The organism is Achromobacter xylosoxidans (assembly GCF_001457475.1).
In the GTDB taxonomy this organism is placed as follows: domain Bacteria; phylum Pseudomonadota; class Gammaproteobacteria; order Burkholderiales; family Burkholderiaceae_B; genus Achromobacter; species Achromobacter xylosoxidans.
Genome location: NZ_LN831029.1, coordinates 312120 through 335526, shown reverse-complemented (window position 1 = coordinate 335526; position 23407 = coordinate 312120). Strand labels below are relative to the sequence as shown.

Annotated in this window: 22 protein-coding genes; 9 read left to right on the top strand and 13 right to left on the bottom strand. The window is 68.3% G+C overall.

All coding sequences use genetic code 11. From position 1 onward, the window contains the following. Positions 1-4 precede the first annotated feature (4 nt). The 3 genes from AT699_RS01565 to AT699_RS01555 form a co-directional block, all read right to left on the bottom strand. Positions 5-484 carry a GlcG/HbpS family heme-binding protein gene (locus AT699_RS01565; RefSeq protein WP_006387292.1) on the bottom strand — a complete coding sequence of 160 codons (480 nt, stop codon included), beginning with the start codon at positions 482-484 and terminating at the stop codon, positions 5-7. Between the two features lie 21 nt (positions 485-505). After that, complete coding sequence (locus AT699_RS01560; protein ID WP_024067495.1) at positions 506-1966, bottom strand: aldehyde dehydrogenase family protein; 1461 nt, start codon at positions 1964-1966, stop codon at positions 506-508. A 118-nt stretch (positions 1967-2084) separates the two neighbouring features. Continuing rightward, positions 2085-3617, bottom strand: a complete 1533-nt coding sequence (locus tag AT699_RS01555; RefSeq protein ID WP_024067494.1) for a hypothetical protein — start codon at positions 3615-3617, stop codon at positions 2085-2087. Positions 3618-3842: 225 nt separating this feature from the next. On the opposite strand from AT699_RS01555, the gene AT699_RS01550 reads away from it, so the two are divergent. Next, positions 3843-4580, top strand: a complete 738-nt coding sequence (locus tag AT699_RS01550; RefSeq protein WP_020925518.1) for a sulfite exporter TauE/SafE family protein — start codon at positions 3843-3845, stop codon at positions 4578-4580. A gap of 74 nt (positions 4581-4654) precedes the next feature. After that, on the top strand, positions 4655-5371 hold the full coding sequence (locus tag AT699_RS01545) for a GntR family transcriptional regulator (protein WP_035182960.1): 717 nt from the start codon (positions 4655-4657) through the stop codon (positions 5369-5371). 23 nt (positions 5372-5394) lie between these two features. On the opposite strand, the gene AT699_RS01540 is transcribed toward AT699_RS01545, so the two are convergent. The 4 genes from AT699_RS01540 to AT699_RS01525 all read right to left on the bottom strand — a co-directional run bounded on the left by AT699_RS01540 (position 5395) and on the right by AT699_RS01525 (position 7306). After that, the gene (locus AT699_RS01540; RefSeq protein WP_026383712.1) at positions 5395-5745 is read right to left on the bottom strand and encodes a 2Fe-2S iron-sulfur cluster-binding protein; all 351 of its coding nucleotides are present in this window, start codon (positions 5743-5745) and stop codon (positions 5395-5397) included. Then, on the bottom strand, positions 5742-6083 hold the full coding sequence (locus tag AT699_RS01535) for a hypothetical protein (RefSeq protein ID WP_006387286.1): 342 nt from the start codon (positions 6081-6083) through the stop codon (positions 5742-5744). Before AT699_RS01535 ends, AT699_RS01540 begins: the two co-directional genes overlap by 4 nt. Positions 6084-6156: 73 nt before the next feature. After that, the gene (locus AT699_RS01530; RefSeq protein WP_006387285.1) at positions 6157-6495 is read right to left on the bottom strand and encodes a 2Fe-2S iron-sulfur cluster-binding protein; all 339 of its coding nucleotides are present in this window, start codon (positions 6493-6495) and stop codon (positions 6157-6159) included. A 79-nt stretch (positions 6496-6574) separates the two neighbouring features. Then, positions 6575-7306, bottom strand: coding sequence for a TenA family transcriptional regulator (locus tag AT699_RS01525; protein WP_006387284.1), 732 nt, complete (start codon positions 7304-7306; stop codon positions 6575-6577). Between the two features lie 222 nt (positions 7307-7528). On the opposite strand from AT699_RS01525, the gene AT699_RS01520 reads away from it, so the two are divergent. Continuing rightward, positions 7529-7738, top strand: coding sequence for a hypothetical protein (locus tag AT699_RS01520; protein WP_006387283.1), 210 nt, complete (start codon positions 7529-7531; stop codon positions 7736-7738). 87 nt (positions 7739-7825) lie between these two features. On the opposite strand, the gene AT699_RS01515 is transcribed toward AT699_RS01520, so the two are convergent. Then, complete coding sequence (locus AT699_RS01515; protein WP_024067492.1) at positions 7826-8230, bottom strand: DUF2809 domain-containing protein; 405 nt, start codon at positions 8228-8230, stop codon at positions 7826-7828. 142 nt (positions 8231-8372) lie between these two features. Here AT699_RS01515 and sorA point away from each other — a divergent pair, with 142 nt between their 5' ends. The 4 genes from sorA (at position 8373) to AT699_RS01495 (ending at position 13856) form a co-directional block, all read left to right on the top strand. Then, positions 8373-9608 carry a SorA family sulfite dehydrogenase catalytic subunit gene (gene sorA / locus AT699_RS01510; protein ID WP_024067491.1) on the top strand — a complete coding sequence of 412 codons (1236 nt, stop codon included), beginning with the start codon at positions 8373-8375 and terminating at the stop codon, positions 9606-9608. 10 nt (positions 9609-9618) lie between these two features. Further along, the gene (sorB, locus tag AT699_RS01505; protein ID WP_024067490.1) at positions 9619-9942 is read left to right on the top strand and encodes a SorB family sulfite dehydrogenase c-type cytochrome subunit; all 324 of its coding nucleotides are present in this window, start codon (positions 9619-9621) and stop codon (positions 9940-9942) included. 133 nt (positions 9943-10075) lie between these two features. Further along, positions 10076-11779, top strand: coding sequence for an MFS transporter (locus AT699_RS01500; protein ID WP_024067489.1), 1704 nt, complete (start codon positions 10076-10078; stop codon positions 11777-11779). Between the two features lie 16 nt (positions 11780-11795). Next, positions 11796-13856, top strand: a complete 2061-nt coding sequence (locus tag AT699_RS01495; RefSeq protein WP_006387278.1) for a site-specific recombinase — start codon at positions 11796-11798, stop codon at positions 13854-13856. On the opposite strand, the gene AT699_RS01490 is transcribed toward AT699_RS01495, so the two are convergent. From AT699_RS01490 to AT699_RS01475, 4 genes are read right to left on the bottom strand one after another with little or no spacing between them, the layout of a single operon-like run. Continuing rightward, positions 13846-14841, bottom strand: coding sequence for a Csu type fimbrial protein (locus AT699_RS01490; protein WP_035182956.1), 996 nt, complete (start codon positions 14839-14841; stop codon positions 13846-13848). The genes AT699_RS01495 and AT699_RS01490 overlap by 11 nt on opposite strands. Further along, positions 14838-17183, bottom strand: coding sequence for a fimbria/pilus outer membrane usher protein (locus tag AT699_RS01485; RefSeq protein ID WP_049057889.1), 2346 nt, complete (start codon positions 17181-17183; stop codon positions 14838-14840). The genes AT699_RS01490 and AT699_RS01485 overlap by 4 nt, the downstream gene beginning before the upstream one ends. Positions 17184-17239: 56 nt before the next feature. Continuing rightward, positions 17240-17965, bottom strand: coding sequence for a fimbrial biogenesis chaperone (locus AT699_RS01480; RefSeq protein ID WP_024067487.1), 726 nt, complete (start codon positions 17963-17965; stop codon positions 17240-17242). After that, positions 17965-18480: a Csu type fimbrial protein gene (locus tag AT699_RS01475; RefSeq protein WP_024067486.1), complete on the bottom strand. Its 516-nt coding sequence runs from the start codon at positions 18478-18480 to the stop codon at positions 17965-17967. The genes AT699_RS01480 and AT699_RS01475 overlap by 1 nt, the downstream gene beginning before the upstream one ends. Before the next feature lie 472 nt (positions 18481-18952). Here AT699_RS01475 and AT699_RS01470 point away from each other — a divergent pair, with 472 nt between their 5' ends. Together AT699_RS01470 and AT699_RS01465 are read left to right on the top strand one after the other, a co-directional pair. Continuing rightward, a complete protein-coding gene (locus AT699_RS01470) occupies positions 18953-20362 on the top strand; it encodes an MFS transporter (protein WP_024067485.1) in 1410 nt (469 codons plus the stop codon). 140 nt (positions 20363-20502) lie between these two features. Then, on the top strand, positions 20503-22125 hold the full coding sequence (locus AT699_RS01465) for a methyl-accepting chemotaxis protein (RefSeq protein ID WP_020925532.1): 1623 nt from the start codon (positions 20503-20505) through the stop codon (positions 22123-22125). A 41-nt stretch (positions 22126-22166) separates the two neighbouring features. On the opposite strand, the gene hutI is transcribed toward AT699_RS01465, so the two are convergent. Further along, positions 22167-23384 (bottom strand): imidazolonepropionase, encoded by a 1218-nt coding sequence (gene hutI / locus AT699_RS01460; RefSeq protein WP_006387270.1) that lies wholly within the window; start codon positions 23382-23384, stop codon positions 22167-22169. Positions 23385-23407: the final 23 nt, after the last annotated feature.

Below are 23407 nucleotides of genomic sequence, written 5' to 3'. Positions count from 1 at the left end.
GCGCCTATTTCTTGATGTCCGCCTGCACCAGCACCTTCAGGCCGCGCGGCTCCAGCATTTCGGCCAGCGCCCCCAACGCGGCCAGGCCGGCCTGGGTGTCCTGCTCGCCGTTGCCGCCGCTCAGGCCGACGCCGCCGATGACCTCGTCGTTGACCACGATGGGAAAGCCGCCCACGAATGCGGCGAACTTGCCCTCGAAGCTCCACTGGATGCCGAAGGCCTCATTGCCGGGCAGCGCCGGCCCATTGGGCGGCGTGGTGAACAGGTGCGTCGAGCGCTTGTGCCCGGATGCGGTGAAGGCCTTGTTCCAGGCGATCTGCGGGCCGGTGATGCGGGCGCCGTCCATGCGCTCCAGCGCGATCGGATAGCCGCCGTCGTCGACGATGCACACCGATTCCAGCACGCCGATCTGCTCCGAGCGGGCGATGGCCGCGCGCACCATGGCGCGGGCTTCTTCCAGTTCCAGGCGATAAATCTGCTTCATGTCTGTTCTCCGAAGGCGCCGTCAGCCGGCGCGGTAGACGGTCTTGATCTGCGTGTAGAACTCCAGCCCGACCCGGCCCGATTCACGGAACGTCGACGTGCTGGAGCTTTTCAGGCCGCCGAACGGCGCGTTGATGAGATTGCCCGTGGTGGTGCGGTTGATCTTGACGGTGCCGGCCTGGATGTCGCGGGCGAAGCGGTGGGCGTAGCGCGCGTCGCTGGTGGCGATGGCCGCGGACAGGCCGTATTCGGTGTCGTTGGCGCAAGCGATGGCCTCGTCGTAGCCGTCCACCGCGATCAGCGCCAGCACGGGGCCGAAGATTTCCTCGCGCGCGATCCGCATCTGCTGCGTCACGTCCGTGAACAGGGCCGGCGTCACGTAATAGCCGCGCTCGAAGCCCGGACCGTCCAGGCGCTCGCCGCCGATCAGGTGGGTGGCTTCCTGCTTGCCCACCGCGATGTAGCTCAGCACCGTGTCGAGTTGTTTACGCGTGGCCAGCGGTCCCAGGTCGAAATTGCCCTCCAGGCCGTTGCCGATGGTCAGCTTGCGCATGCGCGCCAGCAGTTTGTCGGTGAACGCCGCCAGCACCTTGCGATCGACCAGCAGGCGGCTGGTGCCGGTGCAGGCCTGGCCGCTGAGCGAAAAGCCGCCCTTGACCGCCAGGTCCACCGCGCGATCCAGGTCGGCGTCGGCCAGCACGATCAGCGGGTTCTTGCCGCCCAGCTCCATCTGCGTGCGCGTGGTCAGGTCGGCGCCACGATGGATCTGCTCGCCGGCCGCGGTCGAGCCGGTGAAGGAAATGGCGCGCACCGCCGCCGCCGTGGTGATGGCCTGGCCCACCTTCGAGGCCGGCCCGGTCACGAAATTCAGCACGCCCGGCGGCAGGCCCGCCTCGACGAAGGCCTCGGTGAGCCGGTAGCCGGTCAGCGGCGCATCGGACGAGGGCTTGAACACCACCGTGTTGCCCGTGATGAGCGCCGGCGCGATCTTGCGGGCCGGGATCGAGATCGGGAAATTCCACGGCGAGATCACCGTCACCACCCCCAGCGGCTCGCGCTGGCTGTAGACCACCATGTCGGGATCGTCGTTGACGAAGGTCTCGCCGGTGAACGACTGGCCCTCCACCGCGTAAAAGCGGATGGTCTGGGCCGAACGCAGGACCTCGTCGCGCGCCAGCGCCAGGCCCTTGCCTTCCTCGCGGGTCAGCTCGCGCGCCACCTCGTCGGCGTGGTCTTCCAGGTGCTGGGCGGCACGGAACAGGATGGCGGCACGCTTGGAGATCGGCGTGTCGCGCCAGGCGGCGAAGGCATCCGCAGCGGCCTTCACGGCGCGGGCGGCGTCGTCCGCGTCCGATTGCTGGAAGCGCCCCACCACGTCGGACGTGTCGGCCGGGTTCAGGTTGGGCGCCGTGACGCCCGAAGCGCAGGCCACCCATTCCCCGCCGATGTAGTTGAGAAAAACCTGCTGCGAGAGATCGTCCACGGAAGTCCTTCCTCTGCCGGGCTGGCCGGGATGCCCGGGAATCGGCCGTCTTAGGTAATTTCTGAACATTGTATACTTTAATCTATATGGCGTGATGCGCGTAAACCCCAAGCCGGGCTCACCGCCAGATCAGGACGGCGCAGATGGTGGAGACGAACAGCGCCAGCACCACCGGCAGCAGCAGCGCCCGCACCAGCGACAGCACGTGCACCCGCGCGAACCCGGCCACCGCGATCAGCGAGGACCAGGCGATCAGCGTGCCGCCGCCGGTCCACACCGCGCCCATCTGGCCCACTGCCGCCAGCGTCGCCGGATCCACGCCCACCACCGGCCCCAGCGCGCCCGACAGCGTGCCGGTCAGCGGCAGGCCGGCGAAGCCCGAGCCGTCGATGCCGGTGATCATCCCCACCAGCAGCACGCCGAAGGCCACCAGGAAGTGGTTCTCGGGGATCAGGTGCTGGCCCGCCGAGATCACTTCGAACAGCAGGCCCGGCGCCTGCGCCTGCGGCACGCCCAGGATCTGCGCCGCGGTCTCGTTGGCGCCGACGAAGAAGAAGCCCGCGATCGGCAGCACCGAACCCATTGCCTTGAAAGCGAACACGAAGCCGTCGGTCACGTGCTCGGGGCACACGTCCAGCATCCTGCTCGGCCCTTCGGCGGCCAGCGTCACCAGCATCATCACCACGAAGGCCACGCCGCCCACCAGCGCGGCCGCGTCGCCGCCGCGCAGCGCGGGCAGCGCCGGGAACAGGCGCGGCAGCACCATCACCGCGATCACGCCCAGGAACGCCAGCGGCGTCACCACCGCGAACACCCGCGACCAGCGCACCCGGCGCCGCTCCTCCTCGTCCAGCCCCGGCCCGCGCGGCAGCGCCGGATTGGCGCCCATGGTGCCGCGCGCCAGCTCGGCCTTGTCGAACGAGCCGGAATGCTCGATCTCGGCCAGGCTGCCGTCCTGCGCCCGCGCCTGCCAGGCCGACAGCAGCGCCGCATCGGCCGGCACGATGTGCTTGCGGATCAGCAGGTAGGCAGCGGTCAGCGCCACCGCGCCGGTGATCAGCGACAGCACCAGCGCCCGGTCCGCCACCACCGCGGCGCTGACGGCGGCGCCGGCGGCCTTGGCGCTGATGCCCGGCGCCACGCCGATCACGTAATCCGAAGACAGCGCCATGCCCTGGCCGGCGATGGCGATCGCCATGGCGCCGGCCAGCGGCGGCAGTCCGGCCGCGATGGCCGCGGGCAGCAGGATCGCCGACACCAGCGGCACTGCCGGCGTTGGCCAGAAGAACAGCGAGATCACGTAGGTACAGAGGGCGATGATGAGAAACGACGAGTGCCCGCCGCGCATCACCCGCCGGAACGGCTGCACCATGCGCACGTCCGCCTGCAGCGTCTTGAGCGCGTTGAGCAGGGCCGTCATGAAGGTGATGACCAGGAAGATGTTGAAAAGCTCTTTGGCGGCTACGAAGCTGGCCGAGAAGATGCCGATCAGCGCGCTGATCGGGTTGCCGGTGATGGCCAGCACCACCAGGAAAGTGCCGATCACCGACGGCACCACCACGTTGGCGCGCAGGATCATCGTCAGGATGATCGCGGCGACGCTGATCAGGTACATCCAGTGAGCGGCGTTGAGCACGACGTCCGATTGCATGCGCTATTCCCCTTGTCGACGTGGCTGTTGGGTCGCCACTTCGGTATACTATATTTCGTTTGCTGCCATACCAACCGAAATATGCAGCGCCTAGGGAAAGCGATAATCCTGAAATTTCCATGAATATTCGAGAAAAATCAGTGCATTAAGTTGGGGTGCAAGCCCCGGTTTGGTGCATCGCCGATATTTCAATAGACTATCGTATACAAAAAGAACGGATTCGGCATGATGGCTTCCCTACCCGATCTCTGGCATTACGCCGCCATGGCGGCGGTGGTGTTCGGCGCCGCGCTGGCGCAGGGCGTGGGCGGCATCGGCTTCGCCATGTTCGCCGCGCCGGTGGCGGCGCTGTGCTTTCCCCAGCTCGCCCCCGGCCCCCTGCTGACGCTGGGCGGCTTCATCTCGCTGCTGACCGCGCTGCGCGAACGCGCCGCCATCGACTGGCGGGCCGTCGCCTATGCGCTGACCGGGCGCGCCGCCGGCACCCTGATCGCCATCTACGCCATGGCCCGCTTCGCGCCGCAGACGCTGGGCCTGCTGTTCGCCGCGCTGATCCTGGCCGCGGTCGCGCTCAGCGCGGCCGGGCTGCGCTTTGCGGCCACGCCCGGCCGGGTCTCGGGCGCCGGCGTGGCGTCCGGCATCATGGGCACCATGACCTCGGTCGGCGCCCCGCCCATCGCCCTGGTGCTGCAACACGCCGAACCGCCGCGGCTACGCGCCACGCTGGGCATGGTGCTGTTCCTGGGGTCGCTCTTTTCGCTGGCCATGCTGGCCTGGGCGCGGCGCTACACCGGTTACCACGCCGGCCTGGCGCTCAGCCTGGCGCCGTTCCTGCTGGCCGGCTTCGCCGTGTCGGGCCGCCTGCGCCACCGGTTGCCGCCACGCGCGGTGCGCGCCGTGCTGCTGGGCGCCTGCGCCGTGGGCGCGCTGGGAGTGATCGGCAAGGCGCTGTGGGCCGGTTGAACCCGCTTGCGTCCGCCACCGCCCATCCCGGTAATACAATGCAGACTGTATCCATTCCGCCAGACCTGCTCGCCATGACCACCACGCCCGTCAGCTCGCAAGCCGTAGACACGCCGCAAACTGCCCCGCTGAAGATCGGCGAGCAGCATCCGCAGTTGTTCGCGGTCATCCGCGACAAGCTGCGCGAGCGCATCCTCAGCGGCGAATTCACCCCCGGCGACCGCCTGGTCGAAGGACGCCTGTCGGAAGAGATGGGCGTGTCGCGCATCCCGGTGCGCGAAGCGCTGCGGGCGCTGGCCGCCGAAGGGCTGGTCACCATCGAGCCGCGCCGCGGCGCCTCGGTGTCGGTGCTGTCGGACGCGGTCGCCTACGACATGGTCGAGGTCCGCGCCACGCTGGAAGGCCTGAACGCCAAGCTGGCGGCGCAGCGGCGCGACGACAAGACCGTCGAGCGCCTGCAGGCCTTTCTGCGCGAAGGCACCGAGGCCGCGCGCGGCGAGCAGCTGGACAAGTTCCTGGCGCTGAATTCGCAGTTCCACGAGATGCTGGCCACCATCGGCGGCAACGTGGTGCTGACCGACCTGATGCGCTCGCTGCGCGACCGCACGGCGCTGCTGTTCGCGCCCAGCAACATGCACCGCGCCAAGCAGAACTGGGACGAGCACTCGCAGATCCTGAACGCCGTCATCGCCGGCAATGGCGACCTGGCCGCGCTGCTGGCCAGCCAGCACGTGCACAACGCCGCCAAGGCCTACACCGAGACGCGCCAGGCGCATTCGTCGGCCGCCTGAGCGCGGCCCCGGCCGCAACCCGCTCAGGGCGCCACGGGCGTCGCCTGGCCGGCATCGTCCACCACCACGCCCTTGCCGTCGCGCACCACCCACGACACCGCCACGTCGCCCAGCACGAAAGTCTGGCAGGCCATGCGGTAGCCGGCCTCGAAATCCTCGGGCCGCAGATGCTTGCGTTCCTTGGGCTTGATGGCGTCGGTGTTCTCCAGCCCCTGTTCGATGCGGCATTTGCAGGTGCCGCACAGGCCGCCGCCGCACTTGAACGGAATGCCGCCCTGTTCCTTCAGCGACACCCGCAGCAGATTGCTGTTCTCGGGCGCGCTGGCCACCTTGCCGCCATTCGATAGAAACGTGATGTTGACCATGCTGCTCAGTGCTCCGCGGCGACGGGGCCGGGACGCCGCGTCAGGGTGGTTTGCATGCTGCCGAAGCGGCTCAGGTGCGCCAGCTCGCGGCGCGCCGCCGCCAGTGAGGCGAACGACTCCAGGAACTTGGACGGCACGCGGTTGACGATGTAGGGCGGGGTTTCCTCGGTGACCAGCAGTCGCGCCGGCCCTCGCAGGCGGGCAATGCTGAACACCGCGCGGGTCCTGCCGTCGCAGGCATAGTCGTAGGTCTCGACGATCTCGGCCTGCGCGTCCACCTCGGTGCGGTACACGCCGGGCTTGGACGTCAGGATCACGAACACGGCGTCATTCGCGTCGCGGGTCATGCACGGTTCCTTTGCATCGGGTTGGGCGCCGGGGCCAGGGCGTGTCGGCGCCGCGGGACGCCCGGCGCGGGCGTCAGGGTTGCTCGAGCGCGGCCGCGGGCTCGCGCGCTGGCGCCACCTCGACGTCCTGCGCCAGCTCGATATCGTGGCCGAGCCACAACTGGCAGGCCAGGCGGTAGCCGGCGTCGATGCGCTCGCCCAGCTGCTTCTTTTCCTTCCAGTTCACCGGCGGCAGGTGCTCGGCCCCCGCCAGCACGCGGCAGGCGCACTTGGCGCACTTGCCCATGCCGCACTCGTAGCGCAGGTGCGGGAACGGAAACTGCCGGATGCCGGCGCGCACCACCAGGTTGGCGTTGTCCGGCACCTCGCCGGTGTAGGTCTGGCCGCCTTTGTGGAATGTGACGGTAGGCATGTATCGGTCATCCAGTGAAGCGCCGCGGCAGCCGGCCCGCGCCATGCGCGGGTGGCGCCGCAAGCGCGGGCTCGGGCGTTCAGGCCGCCAGACCCAGCTCGGGCAGGGCGATTTCCTGCTGCACGTAGTCGGTATAGAGCGCGGTGGTGTACAGCAGCCGCATCTGCGCGCCGATCTCGCAGATCTTCAGGCAGCGCTGCTGCAGCTCGACCGTGTTGGCGTGCTCCAGCACGATCTGGTAGCCGCGTTCGCCATGGATTTCGTCGGACACGATGTGCAGGTCGAAGAACTCGACCTCCTCGTCGGTGAAGCCGTATTTCTCGCGCAGGGTCGGGGTCTGCTTGCGATAGATCGACGGCACCTGCGATTCCAGGCCCACCACCAGGCCGGCCACCGCCACGATGGGGTCTTCGCGCATGGCCACCGCGTAGCACCAGCTTTGCAGGGCGCGGGTGGTGGGCGACATGTTGTCGGGGTTGGTGACCCGCTCGCGGGTGGTGCCGCAGGCCTCGGCGAAGCGGATCAGCAGGTCGGTATGGCGGTCGCCGCCGATCTCCTCTTCGTACATGTTGGCCAGCAGGAAGTCCTTGGCCTCGGTGTAGGTGTCGGGCGTGCGGGCGTACAGATAGCCCAGGTAGTCGGCGAACGGGCCGACGTAGTGATAGTGGTTCTCGGCCCAGCGCGACAGGTGCTCCCGGCTGAGCTTGCCTTCGGCCCAGGCAATGGAAAAAGGCGAGGCATTGGCGCTCTTGCCCTTGATCGCGTTTTCCAACGCGGTGCGGAATTCATCTCGGTTCATCAGTTCTGCCATGACGCGCTCCAGGTCTGTGAGGGAGGGGCCGGCCGAAAACCTCGACCGATGCAGAACATTGTATACCGTCTACCATTTTGATCGACTAGGGTATTCCCGTTGCCATCGAAGCCAAAAGGGACCGTCCCCCTGATATCAATGACTTGGATCGACCCGGACGGATTGGAGATCAGGGTTTACCCTGGTACAATGAATACACTTTCAATGCAATCCGGAAATACCATGAACACCCGCCATCCCCTGGGAGACGCCCCGATCGGCCAGCAGCTGCTGGCGCACTACGCCCGCCGCGATGCGGTGCGCCATGCCACCCCCTTGTTCCCTTCGTCATGGGCCGAATGCCTGGCCCCGTTCCGCAATGCGCGTCTGCGCCCGCAGGCCAAGCCCGCCGGGCAGGGCGGCGACAGCGCCCCGGTCGGCCAGGCTGGCTGAATCGGCATGCGCCGCGTTGCGGCGCGCCGTGCCGGGCGCGCGACAGAGCCGCGGCGCTCGCAATGATGGGCCGGGCGCCGCGCGTTTTCAGGTGTTTTGAATGGGGCCCGCGCCCGGGCTCCGCATGCGGCGCGCGCCGGCCAGCAACAGCACCAGCAGGAAACCCAGCGTGTAGGCCAGCATGTCCCACCAGTCGGGCACGCTGCCCAGGATCACGCGCAGCACCGGCTGCTCCAGGCGCCAGCCGTAGTGGCGCGCCAGATACTGGCCCAGTTCGACCGCGTAGCCGGTCAACAGCGCCGCGACGGCCAATGGCAGTACGCCGGCGCGGATGAAGCTGCGGTACACCAGATAGGCCCAGCCCACCGCCACCACGTCGCCCACGAAGCCGCGCAACAGCGGGCAGGGCTTGCCCAGGGTGGCGATCAGCGCCTCCACGGCGGTCACGGCCAGCAGCGCGGCGAAGGCCGGCCGGTTGAAAGTCAGTCTCATCGCGATGCCATGCGCCCGTGGCGCGGAAAACACGGTTATTGGAACGGTCGACGCAACTGTTAACGCATTTGTCAGGTCGACGGGCGTAGCCTGATTCGACCACGCGGCAAGCGAGGGTACTAGAAAACAAGAGGAGACAAGCATGAGCGCATTCGATCCGGATGGGCGCCGACGCTTCCTGCGCCAGGCCTGTACCCTGGGCGCGACCGGCACGCTGGCCGGCCACGCCCTCACCAGCCTGGCGGCCCCGGCCACCGTCACCCTGCCTTTCGCCAACGGCGAGCGCGACCTGATCGCCTATCCGCAGAAACGCCCGCTGATCCGCCAGACCTCGCGGCCGCCGCAGCTGGAAACCCCGTTCGCGGTCTTCAACGAAGACCTGATCACGCCCAACGACGCCTTCTTCGTGCGCTACCACCTGGGCAACATCCCCACGGCCATCGACCCCGCCGCCTACCGGCTGCGCGTGGGCGGGCTGGTCTCCAAGCCGCTGGAATTGTCGCTGGCCGACCTGAAGCAGCAATTCGGCGCGCCGGTCGAACTGGTGGCGGTGACCCAATGTTCCGGCAACAGCCGCGGCTTCTTCGAGCCGCGGGTGGGCGGTGGCCAGCTGGGCAACGGCGCCATGGGCAACGCGCGCTGGCTCGGCATCCCGCTCAAGCGCGTGCTGGAAAAGGCCGGCATCCAGGCCGGCGCGCGCCAGGTGACGTTCGAGGGGCTGGACCGGCCGGTGCTGCAGGGCACGCCGGAGTTCGTCAAGGCGCTGGACGCGGCCCACGCGCTCGATGGCGAGGTGATGCTGGCGTACGCCATGAACGGCGCCGACCTGCCCATGCTCAACGGTTATCCGGTGCGGCTGGTGGTGCCCGGCTACTACGGCACCTACTGGGTCAAGCACCTGGCCGACATCAAGGTGCTGGACAAGGAGTTCGACGGCTTCTGGATGCAGAAGGCCTACCGCATTCCCGACAACGACTGCGCCTGCACGCCGGCGGGCAAGGCGCCGGAAAAGACCCGTCCGATCGGACGCTACAACGTGCGCAGCTTCATCACCAGCCTGGCCGACGGCGCCCGCGTGGCCAAGGGCCGGCGAGTGCAGGTGCGCGGCATCGCCTTCGATGGCGGCCGCGGCATCCGCGACGTGCAATTCTCGGCCGACGGCGGCAAGACCTGGCGTGCCGCCACGCTGGGCCGCGACCTGGGCCGCTATTCCTTCCGCGAATGGCACGCCGACTTCACCCCCGCGCAGGCCGGCGTCTATCAGTTGAAGGCGCGCGCCACCAACATGGCCGGCGACACCCAACCGCTGGAGGCGCTGTGGAATCCGGCCGGCTACATGCGCAACGTGGTCGAAACCGTGCGCGTCGACGCCGCCTGAGGAGAGCGCCATGATCCGACTCGCCCGCCTCGTCCTGGCCCTGGCCGCCGCCGGCGCCTGCGTTCCCGCGCTGGCCCTGGACATCCAGCTGCCGCAGGAAACCGCCACCCTGCACCCCGGCGCCGGTCCCGGCGCCCAGGGCGCCACCCTGTGCCTGATGTGCCACTCGGTCGACTACATTTCGTCGCAACCGCCCATGCCGCCGGGCTTCTGGGACGCCGAGGTCAAGAAGATGGTCGGCACCTACGGCGCGCCGATCCCGGCCGAACAGGTGCCGCTGATCGTCGAGTACCTGAACCAGGCCTACCCGCCCCCGGCCCGGCCCAAGCCCTAGTTCCCGCCGCGGCGCGCAGGCCGCGCGCCGCGGCTGCCTCGTCCCGCGGCTGCCTCGTCTTAACCCGGACCCCTAATAGGCGTACCATTGGACGGCCCCCGCCCGCCATGTCCGGGTGATCACAGAGGCCTCCATGCTCCAGCCCGTTTCGGCCAACAACGATCTTCCCCCCACATCGCCGGGCACGTCCGCCGCGCCCCCTCAACCCGTCCTGCGGGTCAGCACGCTCTCCCCCTTCGCGTTCCCGGCGTTCCGCATCATCTGGATCGCCAACCTGTTCGCCAACCTCGGCACCTGGGCGCAATCGGTGGCCGCCGCCTGGGTCATCACCACCGAACAGAGCAGCCCGCTGATGGTCGCCATGATCCAGGTGGCCGCGGCCTTTCCGCTGGTGGCGCTGTCGATCCTGACCGGCGTGCTGGCGGACAACTACGACCGCCGCAAGGTCATGCTGGTCGGCATGCTGCTGGAACTGGCCGGCGGCATCTTCATCACGATACTGGCGTATATCGGCCTGCTGCATCCGATCACCCTGATCATCTCGGTCTTCTGCATCGCCATCGGCAGCGCCATCGTCACGCCCGCCTGGCAGGCGGCGGTAGGCGAGCAGGTGCCGCGCGAGCACATCGGCAGCGCGGTGCTGCTCAACAGCGTCAACTACAACGTGGCGCGCGCAGTCGGGCCGGCGATCGGCGGCCTGCTGCTGGGCGCCGCCGGCGCGCCCACCGTGTTTCTGCTGAACTGTGTCTGCTACGGCAGCCTGATCTGGGCCATCTGGCGCTGGCGCCGCGACGTGCCGGCGCGGCGGCTGCCGCCGGAGCGGCTGTTCGAGGGCGTGGTGGCGGCGCTGCGCTATACCCAGCATTCCACCGTGACGCGGGTGGTGATGCTGCGCGCCTTCGCCTTCGGCCTGTCGGCCAGCGCCCTGTGGGCGCTGCTGCCGCTGCTGGCCTACGCCCACGAGCAGGGCGACGCGCTGCTGTACGGCTACATGCTGGGCGCGCTGGGCGTGGGCGCCATCCTGGGTAGCGCCGTGGTGCGGCGGCTGCAAGCAGCCTGGGGCGCCAGCGGCCTGGTGAGCGTCGCGGCCGGCCTGCTGGCCGCCTGCCTGCTGGTGCTGGGGCTGACCGACACGCTGTGGCTGGCGTTTCCGGCGCTGCTGCTGTCCGGCGCCTGCTGGATCGGCGTGCTGGCCACCTACAACACCACGGTGCAGATGCTGGTGCCCGACTGGGTCAAGGCGCGTTCGCTGGCGCTGTACCAGACCGCGATCTTCGGCGGCCTGGCGGCCGGTTCGTTCATGTGGGGTCATTTCGCCGGCACCATGGGCGTGTCCGGCGCGCTGTCGGCGGCCGGCGTGATGCTGGCCATCACCGTCGCGCTGCTGTACCGCTCGCGCCTGCCCGAACAGGTCAACACCCAATCGCTGGCGCGCGCCGACGCCACCGAACCGGCGCTGTCGGCGGCCGGCTTCAACACCCAGCACGGCGCGGTGCTGGTGGCGGTGGAATACCTGATCCCCAAGGAAAAGCTGACCGCCCTGATCGATGCGGCGCGGCCATTGCGCCTGCTGCGGCTGCGCAATGGCGCGCAGCAATGGCAGCTGTTCCGCGACCTGGAGCGCGAGGGCGTCTGGCGCGAAGTCTTCCTGGTGGAAAGCTGGATGCAGTACCTGCGCATGATCGACCGCATGACCCTGGCCGACAAGATGGTGCTGGACGAATTGCGCGCCCTGCATGCCGGCGACAAGCCGCCGGTGGTGTCGCGCAATGTCAGCTACCTGGCCATGAACGAAGCGCAGGGATTTTCGCTGCGCCGCGAACCCGAATCGCTCTGATCCGCGAGGTACGATCATGCTGCCCTCTCTCTGGCGTAAATGGCGCGCGTCGCGGCATGGCGGGCCCCAGCTGGACACGATCCTCGCCAGCGCCGACCCCGAGGCGCCGCTGGCGCAGCGCAACCTGTGGATGGTGGACCTGTGCCGCTGGATCGACCGCCCCGGGCGCGATCCGGCCGAGGACGGCCGCCACCCGCAGCACGCGCGGCTGCGCTATGTGCTGCAGGTGCTGGAGAACAACCCCGCCCTGGCCGCTCCCGTGGCCGCCACGCTGCGCTCGCTGGTCACCGACAACGACCCGACCTCGCTGCTGTGTGACACCGGCGTGGCCTCGCACCCCGGATTCTGGGGCGAGTTCTGGGAGCGCGCGCAGGCGCGGCTGCTGCCGCCTCCGCCCAACCGCGGCGACATGTTCGGACTTTTCGCGCTGATCTTCCGCAGGGCGCATGATGCCGCCTGGATCCAGGCGCTTGACGAGGAAACCCGCGCCCGCTTGCGGCGCCTCATGCGCCATGGCGACGGCATCGCCCACGCCGATCCCCTGGCGCCCGAGCCGCCCCCGCGACACCTGGTCGACGCCCTGACCACCAGCATCCAGGTGCTGGCCAGCCAGGTGCGCGCCACGGGCCTGAGCCAGGACATCCGCTCACGCCTGCCCGGGCGGGTGCGGGAGAGCCCATTCTTTGCCCTGGCCGCCGCCGCGGCGGAACTCTGCGACAGCGCCCCCGACACCCCGCGCGACGTCTTCGTCAGACGCCTCAATGTGTTTCGCGCCTTGCTGGACGGCTGCCGCGATGGCGCCCGTGACGTCTATGCCGAACTGGAACAGAACGGCGTATCGGTCGAAGTGGTGTTCCAGATCGAACGCATGAAACTGCGGCTGGCGCGCATCGAACTGCTGCTGGGCGTATGGGTCGACCCGACCCAGCGCAACAAGTACGCGCACCTGATCGCCGAACTGGTGCGTTCGACGCAGGCGCGCAGCAGCATCCGCCATCTGGCCGCCACCTCGTTTGCGCAATTGGCGCGCCGCGTCATGGATCGTACCGCCGAGACGGGGGAACACTACATCGCGCGCGACGCCACGGAATACCTGTCGATGCTCAAGGCCTCGGCGGGCGGCGGCCTGGTGATGGTGCTGACGGTCTACCTGAAATTCTTCATCGTCTCGCTGCATCTGGACAAGTTCATCGAGGGGCTGCTGGCCTCGCTCAATTACGCGGGCGGATTTCTGGCGATCCACTTCGCCCACTTCACGCTCGCCACCAAGCAGCCGGCGATGACTGGCCCGGCCCTGGCGCACCGCCTTGACCAAGCCAACACGCCCGAGGGCCGCGAGGCCTTCCTGGACGACACCCTGTCTATGATCCGCTCGAACGCGGCCGCCATCCTCGGCAACCTTGCGGTGGTGTTCCCGCTGGCCTGGGCGGTGCAATGGACGGCGCAACACTGGCTGCAACGGCCGATGATTGACGCGCAGAAGGCGCAGGCGACGCTGGACTCGTTCTCGGCATGGGGACCGACACCCATCTACGCCGCCGCAACCGGTGTGCTGCTGTGGCTGTCCAGCCTGGTTGCCGGCTGGGCCGACAACTGGTTCGCGCTGCACCGCGTCCATGACGTGATGGCCTACGACCGACGCATCCGCCACCTGTTCGGCGCGCGAGGCGCGGCGCGCTGGGCCGGTTTCTGGCAACGCAATATATCCGGCATCGCGGGCAACGTCTCGCTGGGATTGATGCTGGGTCTGGGACCGGCCATCGTCAGTTTCTTCGGTCCGCACGTCGAGGTCCGCCACGTCACCCTGAGCGCCGGCCAGATTGGCGCGGCCATCGGCGCGCTGGGCTGGCAGGTCGTGCATACACACGCGTTCTGGATGGCCGTGGCGGGCACTGCGTTGACCGGCATCCTCAACGTGGGCGTGAGCTTCGCGCTGGCGTTCAACGTGGCGCTGCGTTCGCGCAACCTGCGCCGCGGCGACCGCAAGGCGCTGGCGCTGGGCGTGCGCCGGCGCATCTGGCAACGACCGGCCACATTGTTCTGGCCTGTCAAGCCGCGAGAACCGCTCAAAACGTGATCGTGACCAGGACGGTATCGCTGTAGTTGCCCGGGCGCGGCGTGGCCTGCGCGGGCACGCGCCCATAGACCGTGAATGTTTGGTTGGCGCCCGTGCCGGTGCCATTGAGCGTCGTGCCGCCGGTCACCCCATCGCCCCAGACGGTCGCATAGTTGGCATCCTGGTACAGCTGGTAGCCGACCGTGTCGGCGGCGGTCGCATGTTTCATCTTGCGCGCCATCACGTTGTTGGCCACCGAACCGCCGTTGAGCGCCACGGCAAAGGCGTTGTTGTTGGTACAGCGCACCGTGACCTGCGCATTGGCTGTCACCGCCTGCTTCAACAGGCCCTGCGGTGGAAACGCGAGATTGGTCGCATTGATGGTGCAGTTCTTCTGCACCGTCGCCTGCACGGTCAGCGGGATGAACAACCGTTGCGTGAGCAGCGCGGCCGAGATCGGGCAGTTCACCAGCAGGGTGGACAACAGGCCGATCGAAATGTCCACATAGCCGCCGGTGGTATAGGTTTCGCTGTATAGCGTGTTGGCGTTGCCGATCGTGGAAACGCCGCTCTGGCCACCCGGCAACTTGGCGTAGTAGGAGAACCTGGCGGAGGCGTCGCCGCCCAGCGCGGGGCCAACCAGCAGTATCGACGTCGGCCCGGTGGTGGCGGCCGTGCTCCACACCTGCGTTCGGCTACTGTCGGTGTACAGGTTGTAGTTCATGCGGAACGAAGCCGCGCCCATGGCACGGGCGCCCGTGGACGGGCTGGTGTTGCCCACGCCCATGTTGAAACACAGGCGCGCCCCGAGCGCCAGTGCGGTGAAATTGCAGGAGACCTCAACGGTGTTGGAATCGGCGAACGTATCGGCAGGCAACAGGGGGTTGACCGTGCCGAAGTTGATTGTCGAGGTCGTACCTGCCGCCAGCGAGCAGGAGCTGGCCTGTGCGGGCGCCACCGCGTCCAGGCCCAGCAACAGTCCCACCACGCACAATGCGTACCTCATGAGTCGGGCCCCCTCAATGGCTGGCAGACGAATGGCCCCAGCGTGGGCAACGGACGCGCGGGGTCGTGCCGGTACGGGAAATCGACCACGCATGACACTGCGCCGCCCGAGACCCGCAAATGGTTTTCGGCCTGCAGGTCTTCCACGAAGGCGATGCCGTCGTAGCCCACCACTGACTGCTTGCCGCTTTCGACATGCGCCACGCGCGCACCCACGGGCAGCATGCCGCCGTCTGGCAGATGCAGGATGACCGACGCCGCCGCATAGCGCTGCAACGCGAACTTGACCAGCACGCCGGAACCGGCCTGCGGCACCGCCACGGCCTTGGTCGTCTCCAGCTTCATGTCCACCGGCAGCTCGTCGGGGTCGATCGAAAGACGGTTGGTCTGGTAGGAATTCAGGTCTGGCACCAGCAGGTGACCGGCGCTGTTGGTGCGGCCCAGCTTGCGGTTCTCGTGCAGCACCGCCACGTCCGGCGTGCCGTCGGTGCTGACCAGCGCAAAGCCGTCGTTGATACGGCGCGATGGCGTCAGCGCACCGTCCATCAACACCAGCGCGCCGACCGCCTGCACCGCCGCCTGGCCGCGCCCGCCGTAGTCCTGGCCCAACGCGGTCAGCTGGCCGTAGCGGCCCAGGAATTGCAGCTTGCCCTGGTTGTACTGCGCACCGCCGCTGCGCCCATTCTCGACACCCCAGCCCCAGCCGCCGTCGTAGTCGACATTGCGCTGCGCGCCGACGCTGTAGATGCCCTGTTCGCCCTGCCGGCCGACCGAGGCGTTGACCTGGGTGGAGTCGCCCAGCAGGATGGACAAACCGATATAGACGCCATGCGAACCGGTCTGCGCGAAGTCGTTGTACGCACTGATGTTCATGGAAACGCGGCTGTGCAAGTTGGCGGTATAGGACGCCGACCCGATCCGGGCGGCCGGCGCCTGCGGCAGGCGGACACCGACATAGCTCAGCGCGACGCTTTGCGACTGCGTCAACGGCAGCGAGAAGGTGGCTCGGTCGGTCTGGCGCGGCACCGGCACGTCCTCACGCGAGCCCAGATCGCCGTAGTCGCCGAGCGCGCGCACGGCTTGCAGCTCGATACTGAATGCCGGCTCGATGTACTGGTAGCCCAGGCTGACCTGGGCGCCGTTGTACTGACCGGCGCTGCCGGACAGGGCGCCGTTGACAACGCCCGCCTGGCCCAGCCGCACCAGTGCGCCGGCGCCGGCGTTGTAGACGCCCGCGCTCAACTCGGCATGGCCTTCCAACGTCAACGCGTCGCTCATGCCGTAGCGCCCCGACGCCGTCACGGCGGGCCGCTTGTCATAGTCGAACGAACGCACACTGAACTGGCGCCTTGCGACGCCGGCCTCGATCGAGTAGCTGGACAGGCCGGTGGCCAGCATGCGCGTGTCGATATACAGCGGCACCGAGGTACTGACGCTGCGTCCCAGCGCGTCGCGCGTGACCAGCGTGGCCTGGCCCGAACCGGTGATACCGGGGATTTGATTGACCACGAACGGCCCGGCCGGCACATTGCCGGAATACTGCTGCACGCCATTGACGTACAGCGACACCGACGTCGGCACCACTGACGAGGCGCTCAACGACGACACGGGAAACGTCACCAAGTCGGGCCGCAGCGCGAAGTTGCGGCCCCACTGGATGCCCGCCACGCGCACAGAGCGCGACCAGTTCAGCGACGAGGTGATGGTATCGCCGATCCGCAGCGTGCGCAGGGTATCCTGGTCGGAGTGGGTCCAATAGGTGTCGTAGCGGACATAGCGGTCCGCGCGCCCGCCCAGGTATGCGGTCCCGGTATTGTTCAGCGTGCCTTGGGGATCGAAGTAGCGCTGCTCGCTGTACATCGATACCTTGTTGAATGCGTCGGTCTGAGCATACGCCTCATAGTTCAGGATCAGCCCTCGCCCCGAGGTGGCGCGCGGGGTCTGGGGCACGCCCCGCGTATCCACTTCGAAGGGGCGGCGCAACGCGTCCGGCACCACCAGGTTCACCGTCTGCATCGCGGCGTTGTAGGTGTAGCGCAGCCCTGCAATGTCGTCGAGCGCAATCTCGCTGGCGCGGGGCGCGCCAAGGCTGCTCACATCCACGCCGACCGAGCCCAGCGCGCCGGCGCTGGCGGACAACCGGCCCTGCGCGTCCCGGAAGCGCAACAGTTGCGTGGTGTTCACGCCGTTGATACTCACCTCCAAATAGACGTCGCGTTCGGTGATGTCACCGAACGACACCAGTTGGATGGGCAGGTCCGCCGCCGCCGCCGCCGCGCCGGACAACGCGAGCACGAGGCGGCAGGCACAGCGCCCGCCAGCACGGATCGCACGTACTGCCATGGGCTGCCTTCTCTTACCCCGCCGGCCACCGGCACGGCGGCGCGGGACGCAATCGGTCAGTCGACTCGCGGTGTGATGGTGACGAAGCTGCCGTTCACCAGGGCTCGTATCCTGATCGGACCGGCCGCGTCATGCCTGGCGGGAAAGCGCCACAAGCGCTCGCGACCGGCCAGCGCATATCCCAACAGGCCGTCCACCTTCGCCAGCGGCGTGTCACCGCTCGACAGCAACTGCAGCGACGCCACCTGCGCATAGCGGCTGCCGCTGTTGCCCAATCGAAGCACCCATTCCTTGCCCTGCCGGGCCAGGTGCCAGGCCAGTTCAGGCGCCGGCTCCGGCGTGGCGCCCGCGACGAACACCGGCACGGAATAGCGCATGCGCAGCACCACGCCATTGACGCGCGATGTCGCGGGGTCGGGGATTTCGTCGATCACCAGCCGGTAGCTTTGCTCCATCGGAGCCAGTTCCTTGCTCACGCGCACCAGGCGCACCAGTTGCTCGCCGTTGGGCGGCACCTGGATGATCGGCGGACTGGCCTGGATCTCTTGCGTGGGAGTCAACACGTCATCGCCCTGCGCCTGGTCCCAGGCATACACGCGTACCTGGCCGTAGATCGGGGTTGCGCCCGGGTTGCGCAGCAGGATGCCGGTGGCGCCCTGCTGCGGCGCCAGGTCCACCAGCACCGGCGAAATCTGCAGGGTGGCGGCCTGGACCGGCATTGCCGCCAGGCTGATCCAGCCGGCCCATATCGCCACGGCCAGCCCGCGCAGGACGCGGGCCACTAGAAGTACACCGTCGCGGTGACAGTGGACGAATACGTGTCGGGCGCGGGCGTGGTCTGCGCCGGCACGGTGCCGTTCACGGTCAGCGCTTGCGACGAGCCGTTGCCGGTGCCGCCGACACGATCGGCGGTGCCGGTGTCGCCCCAGACCACCGTCTGGTTGGGCGCGGGCTGGTACAACTGGTAGGACACCACGGACGTCGTGTTGCCGGTAGTGGTGCCCTGCATGTAGCGCGTGGCGAAGGTGGAGCCGGTGCCGGTGCCAGCGCTCAGGCCCACCGTGTAGGGCGTGGTGTTGGTGCAGGTCACGTTGACCGTGGTGGTGTTGTTCAGCGCGGTATTGAGCACGCCGTGGCTGCCGAAACTGAGATTATTCGCGCCGATGGTGCAGTTCGCGGTGATGGTCAGCGTCACCGCCATGTTGGCCGTGGTCTGGGCCCGCGCCGCTTCGGGCCAGGCCGCGACCGTCGCCAGGGTGAAAGTCAGAGTCGTCGCGCACAAGGACAAGCGTTTCATGAATCACTCCCACGAAATACCGCTGCACTGTCAGACCTGCGTGAAGAATAATGGTACGGCCAATAAACCGGTTTCGCACAATTTGTTTAATTCAACGTCCCCGATACTTACCACTTCTCACCAACCGGATTAAAAAATCGGGGAAAAGAAATTGAATTGCCCCTATGAAAACACGATTGGATCGATGCCGGATAAATTGTTGTAATTCAGCACACTAGAGAATTTCAATTAGTAACCACCATTCAAATACAGGAGGATTTCCCGGACCGGAAATTACGCACGGGAGATTATCTGGCCGCATGCGAAAGTCACTGCCCGGTCGCATTATCCGGACGCGGCCAGATAATCGGCCGTCAGCGCTGCCGAGGCGCGCCGGCGCCTGACGAAGCGTTGAATCGACATGTCGCACTAGAATCGACGCTTCCCCACAGCCGGCGCCCCCCCTTGCCCCGGCGCCAGGCCACGGCATCCCATGTTCTCCTTCTCACGCAACACCATCCACCCCGCAGGCCAGGGCCTGCCGGCCTCCGAACGCCTGGGCGCCTTGCTGGCCGTTATGCTGGCGGTCTGCATGGCCAGCCTGGACACCGCCATCGCCAACACCGCGCTGCCCACCATCGCGCGCGACCTGCGGGCCAGCGACGCGGGCTCGATCTGGGTCATCAGCGGCTACCAGCTGGCGATGGTCGCCGGCCTGCTGCCGGCAGCCGCGCTCGGCGAGATCCTCGGGCACCGCCGCGTCTACATGGTCGGCATCGTGGTGTTCACGCTGGCGTCGCTGGCCTGTGGACTGGCGCCCACCCTGCCTGTGCTGGTGGCCGCGCGCATCCTGCAGGGGCTGGGCGCGGCCGGCGTCATGAGCGTGAACGCGGCGCTGCTGCGCTTCATCTATCCCGCGCCGGTGCTGGGACGGGGCATGGGCCTGAACGCCATGGTGGTGGGACTGTCCTTCGCGGCCGGCCCGACGGCGGCCTCCACCATCCTGCTGCTGGGATCATGGCATTGGCTGTTCCTGGTCAACGTGCCTATCGGCCTGCTGGCCATGGCGCTGGGCCTGCGCGGCCTGCCCCCCACGACGCGCGCGCCGCACGGTTTCGACGGGCTGGCCGCCGCGCTGTGCGCGTTGACGCTGGGACTGTTCGTGCTGGGGTCGAACGAACTGGCGCACGGCGCGCCGTGGCAGCGCGTCACGCTGGAATGGGGCCTGGCGGCCGCCAGCCTGTGGCTGCTGATGCGGCGCCAGGCCGGCCATCCCGCGCCCATCCTGGCGGTGGACCTATTGCGCCGGCCGCTGTTCGCGCTGTCGGCGGCCACCGCCGTATGCGCGTTCGCGGCGCAGGCGCTGGCCTTCGTGTCGCTGCCATTCCTGTTCCAGACCGTGCTCGGCTACACGCAGGTGCACACAGGCTTTCTCATCACGCCCTGGCCGGTCGTGGTGGCCTTCATGGCGCCCATCGCCGGCCGCCTGTCGGACCGCTATCCGGCCGGCATGCTGGGCGGCGTCGGCCTGGCGTTGCTGGCCCTGGGCATGGCATCGCTGGCCTTGCTGCCGGCCGCGCCATCCGCATGGGACATCTCGTGGCGCATGGCATTGTGCGGCGCCGGCTTCGGTTTTTTCCAGTCGCCCAACCTGCGCGCCATCATGACCTCGGCGCCGCCATCGCGCGCGGGCGGCGCCAGCGGCATGATCGGAACGGTGCGCCTGCTGGGGCAGGCCAGCGGCGCCGCGCTGGTGGCCGCCTGCTTCAATGTCTCGAGCACCCATGGCGCGGTGATGGCGCTGTGGCTGGGCGGCCTGTGCGCCGCGCTGGCCAGCCTGGCCAGCTTCGCGCGGCTGCGTTTCGGCGCGGTCGAGTCCGCCGATGCGCCGGCGGCGCGTTGAAATCGCCGTTTTATTGCGTTTAATGTCGTTATATATCGGTGATCGCCAGACACATACGTAAGATGTGCAACACGCGCTAAATATTCGTTCAGGGCGGGCCGTTGTCCGGGTGTAGTCCCGTACCTCCCTGAATGACGCGTATGACACAGTTCCTGAAAGACATCACCATCCGCCGCATGATCCTGTGCACGCTGCTCACGATCAGTGTCCTGCTAGCCGGCCAGTCGGCCATCAGCGTAAAAGGGTTGCAAAGCTCCGGTGAAGCGCTCGCCGCCAGCTATGAACTCCTGAACGAAGTCTCATCCCTCTCCCGCGTCAACGACCAGATCATGCGCGCCCGCCTGCGGTTGGCGCGCCAGATGGAATACGTCCGCGACGGTCTGGCCGCCCCCGCCGCGGAAGAAGGCCGCGCGATCGACGCCGCGTTGGAGGCCGCCCGCAAGAATCAGGCCGCTTTCCTCGAATCGGCCAAGGACAGCGCGCCCGCCTCGATACTCGAACCGCTGCAGGGCGGCTTCAACGCCCTGGTCAACGATGGCATCGCGATCCAGCGCGGCTTCCTGGCGGCCGAGGACCTCGAAAAGGCCCGCGCGCACGCCGCCGGCCCGGTCATCGCCGCCAGCCGCGCCTTCGGCAAGGCCATCGAAAACTACGAAGCCTATGCGCAGGAACGCCAGGACGCCCTGCGCAACAGCGCGCAGCGGGAACGCCAGCAGGCCTACACGGGCATTGGCGTGCTGCTCGGCGTCTGCCTGCTGTTGCTGGTTCTGGGCGACCGCTACGTGGTGCGCTTCGTGCGCCAGCCGCTGGACCAGGTCAAGCGCCACTTCCAGCACATCGCCGCCGGCGACCTGACCGCGCCCATCGCGCCCTATGGCAGGAACTGCGTCGGCCAGCTGATTCCCTATCTGCAGGAAATGCAGGCCAGCCTGGTGCGCACGGTGCACGCGGTGCGCGACGGCGTGGCCGAGATCAACACCGGCTCCAGTGAAATCGCCGCTGGCAACCAGGACCTTTCCAGCCGCACCGAACAGCAGGCCGCCTCCCTCGAAGAGACCGCCGCCAGCATGGAGGAACTGCTGTCCACCGTCACCAGCAACGCCGACAACGCGCGCCAGGCCAACGCCATGGCCGCCGAGGCCTCGGAAGTGGCTCGTCGCGGCGGCGCGGCGGTGCAGAGCGCGGTCGCCACAATGCGCGAGATCGCCCAGGACTCGGGACGTATCGAGGATATCGTCGGCGTCATCGACGGAATCGCGTTCCAGACCAACATACTGGCGCTGAATGCCGCGGTCGAAGCCGCCCGCGCCGGCGAGCAGGGCAAGGGCTTCGCCGTGGTTGCCGGCGAAGTGCGTTCGCTGGCACAGCGCAGCGCCAGCGCCGCCAAGGAAATCAAACAGCTGCTCGGCGCGTCCGGCGCAACCGTGCAGGCCGGCGCGGCGCAGGTGGAAACCGCCGGCCGGACCATGCAAGAGATCCAGCTCGCCATCGAGCGCCTGACCGTGCTGGTGGGCGACATCGCCGCCGCCTCGCGTGAACAGGTCACCGGCATCGGGCAGGTCAATACCGCGGTCACGCAGATGGACCACGTCACGCAGCAGAACGCGGCGCTGGTCGAACAGGCCGCCGCCGCGGCCGCCTCGCTGGAATCACAGGCCCAGCGCCTGCAGCACTCGGTCAGCACCTTCCGCCTGCCCGCCGGCCAGCAGGACCCGGCGCCGCTGGCGTTGCCGGTGCGCGACACGCTGGCCCTGCCGGCCTGACCGGCCGCGGGCCGTTGATCTCCGGCGACCGCGCGGCCGCGCTATTGCAGCGTGGCCGCGTGGACGTCGACGCCGTGGCGGATGACCCGCTTGGGCAGGTCGCCGCCAATCCAATAGGCCAATTCGGCCGGATGAGCAACGTCCCAGGCGACGAAATCCGCCATCATGCCGGCGGCCAGCACGCCGTGCGTCGCCTGCAGGCCCAGGGCGCGGGCCGCATGCACGGTGGCGCCGGCCAGCGCCTCCTGCGGCGTCAGGCGGAACAATGTGCAGGCCATGCTCAGCATCAGCCGCAACGACAGCGCCGGCGAGGTGCCGGGGTTGAGATCGCTGGAAATCGCGATCGGCACCCCGTGGCGGCGCAACAGTTCGACCGGCGGCAATTGCGTTTCGCGCAGCGCGTAGAACGCGCCGGGCAGCAGCACCGCCACCGTGCCGGCTGCCGCCATGGCGCGCGCGTCCGCCTCGGTCAGGTATTCAAGGTGATCGGCCGACAGCGCGCCGTAGCGCGCGGCCAGGCTGGCGCCATGCAGCGACGACAACTGTTCTGCGTGCAGCTTCACCGGCAGGCCCAGCTGGACCGCGGCCTGGAATACGCGTTCGACTTGCGCGGGCGAGAATGCCAAGTGTTCGCAGAACGCATCGACCGCGTCCACCAACCCCTCGGCCGCCAGCACCGGCAGCATGCGGCGCGCGACCTCGTCGATGTAGTCGTCGGCGCGTCCGGCGAACTCCGGCGGCAGGGCATGCGCGGCCAGGCAGGTGGCGCGCACGGTCAACGGCAGCGTCTGTCCCAGGTGCCGCGCCACGCGCAGCATCTTGCGCTCGTTGGGCAGATCCAGGCCATAGCCCGACTTGATCTCCAGCGTGGTCACGCCATCGCGCAGCAGATGCAGCGCGCGGCGCCGCGCGCTGGCGTACAACTGCTGCTCCGAAGCGGCGCGGGTCGCCCGCACGGTGCTGGCGATGCCGCCGCCCTGCGCCGCGATCACGGCGTAGTCCACGCCCTGCAGGCGCTGCTCGAATTCCTGGCTGCGGTCGCCGCCGAACACCAGGTGGGTATGGCAATCGATCAGGCCGGGCGTCACCCAGGCGCCAGCCAGGTCGTGCACGGGCGCGTCCCCGTCCGGCGGCAGCGCCGCCTCGGGACCGATCCATTCGATACGATCGCCGCGGGTCACCAGCGCGGCCCGTTCGATCGTCGCGTATTCCCCGCCCGCCATGGTCGCGGCGTGGCAATTGCGCCAGACCTGTTTCATCGCGTCACTCCCGTCATCGACAT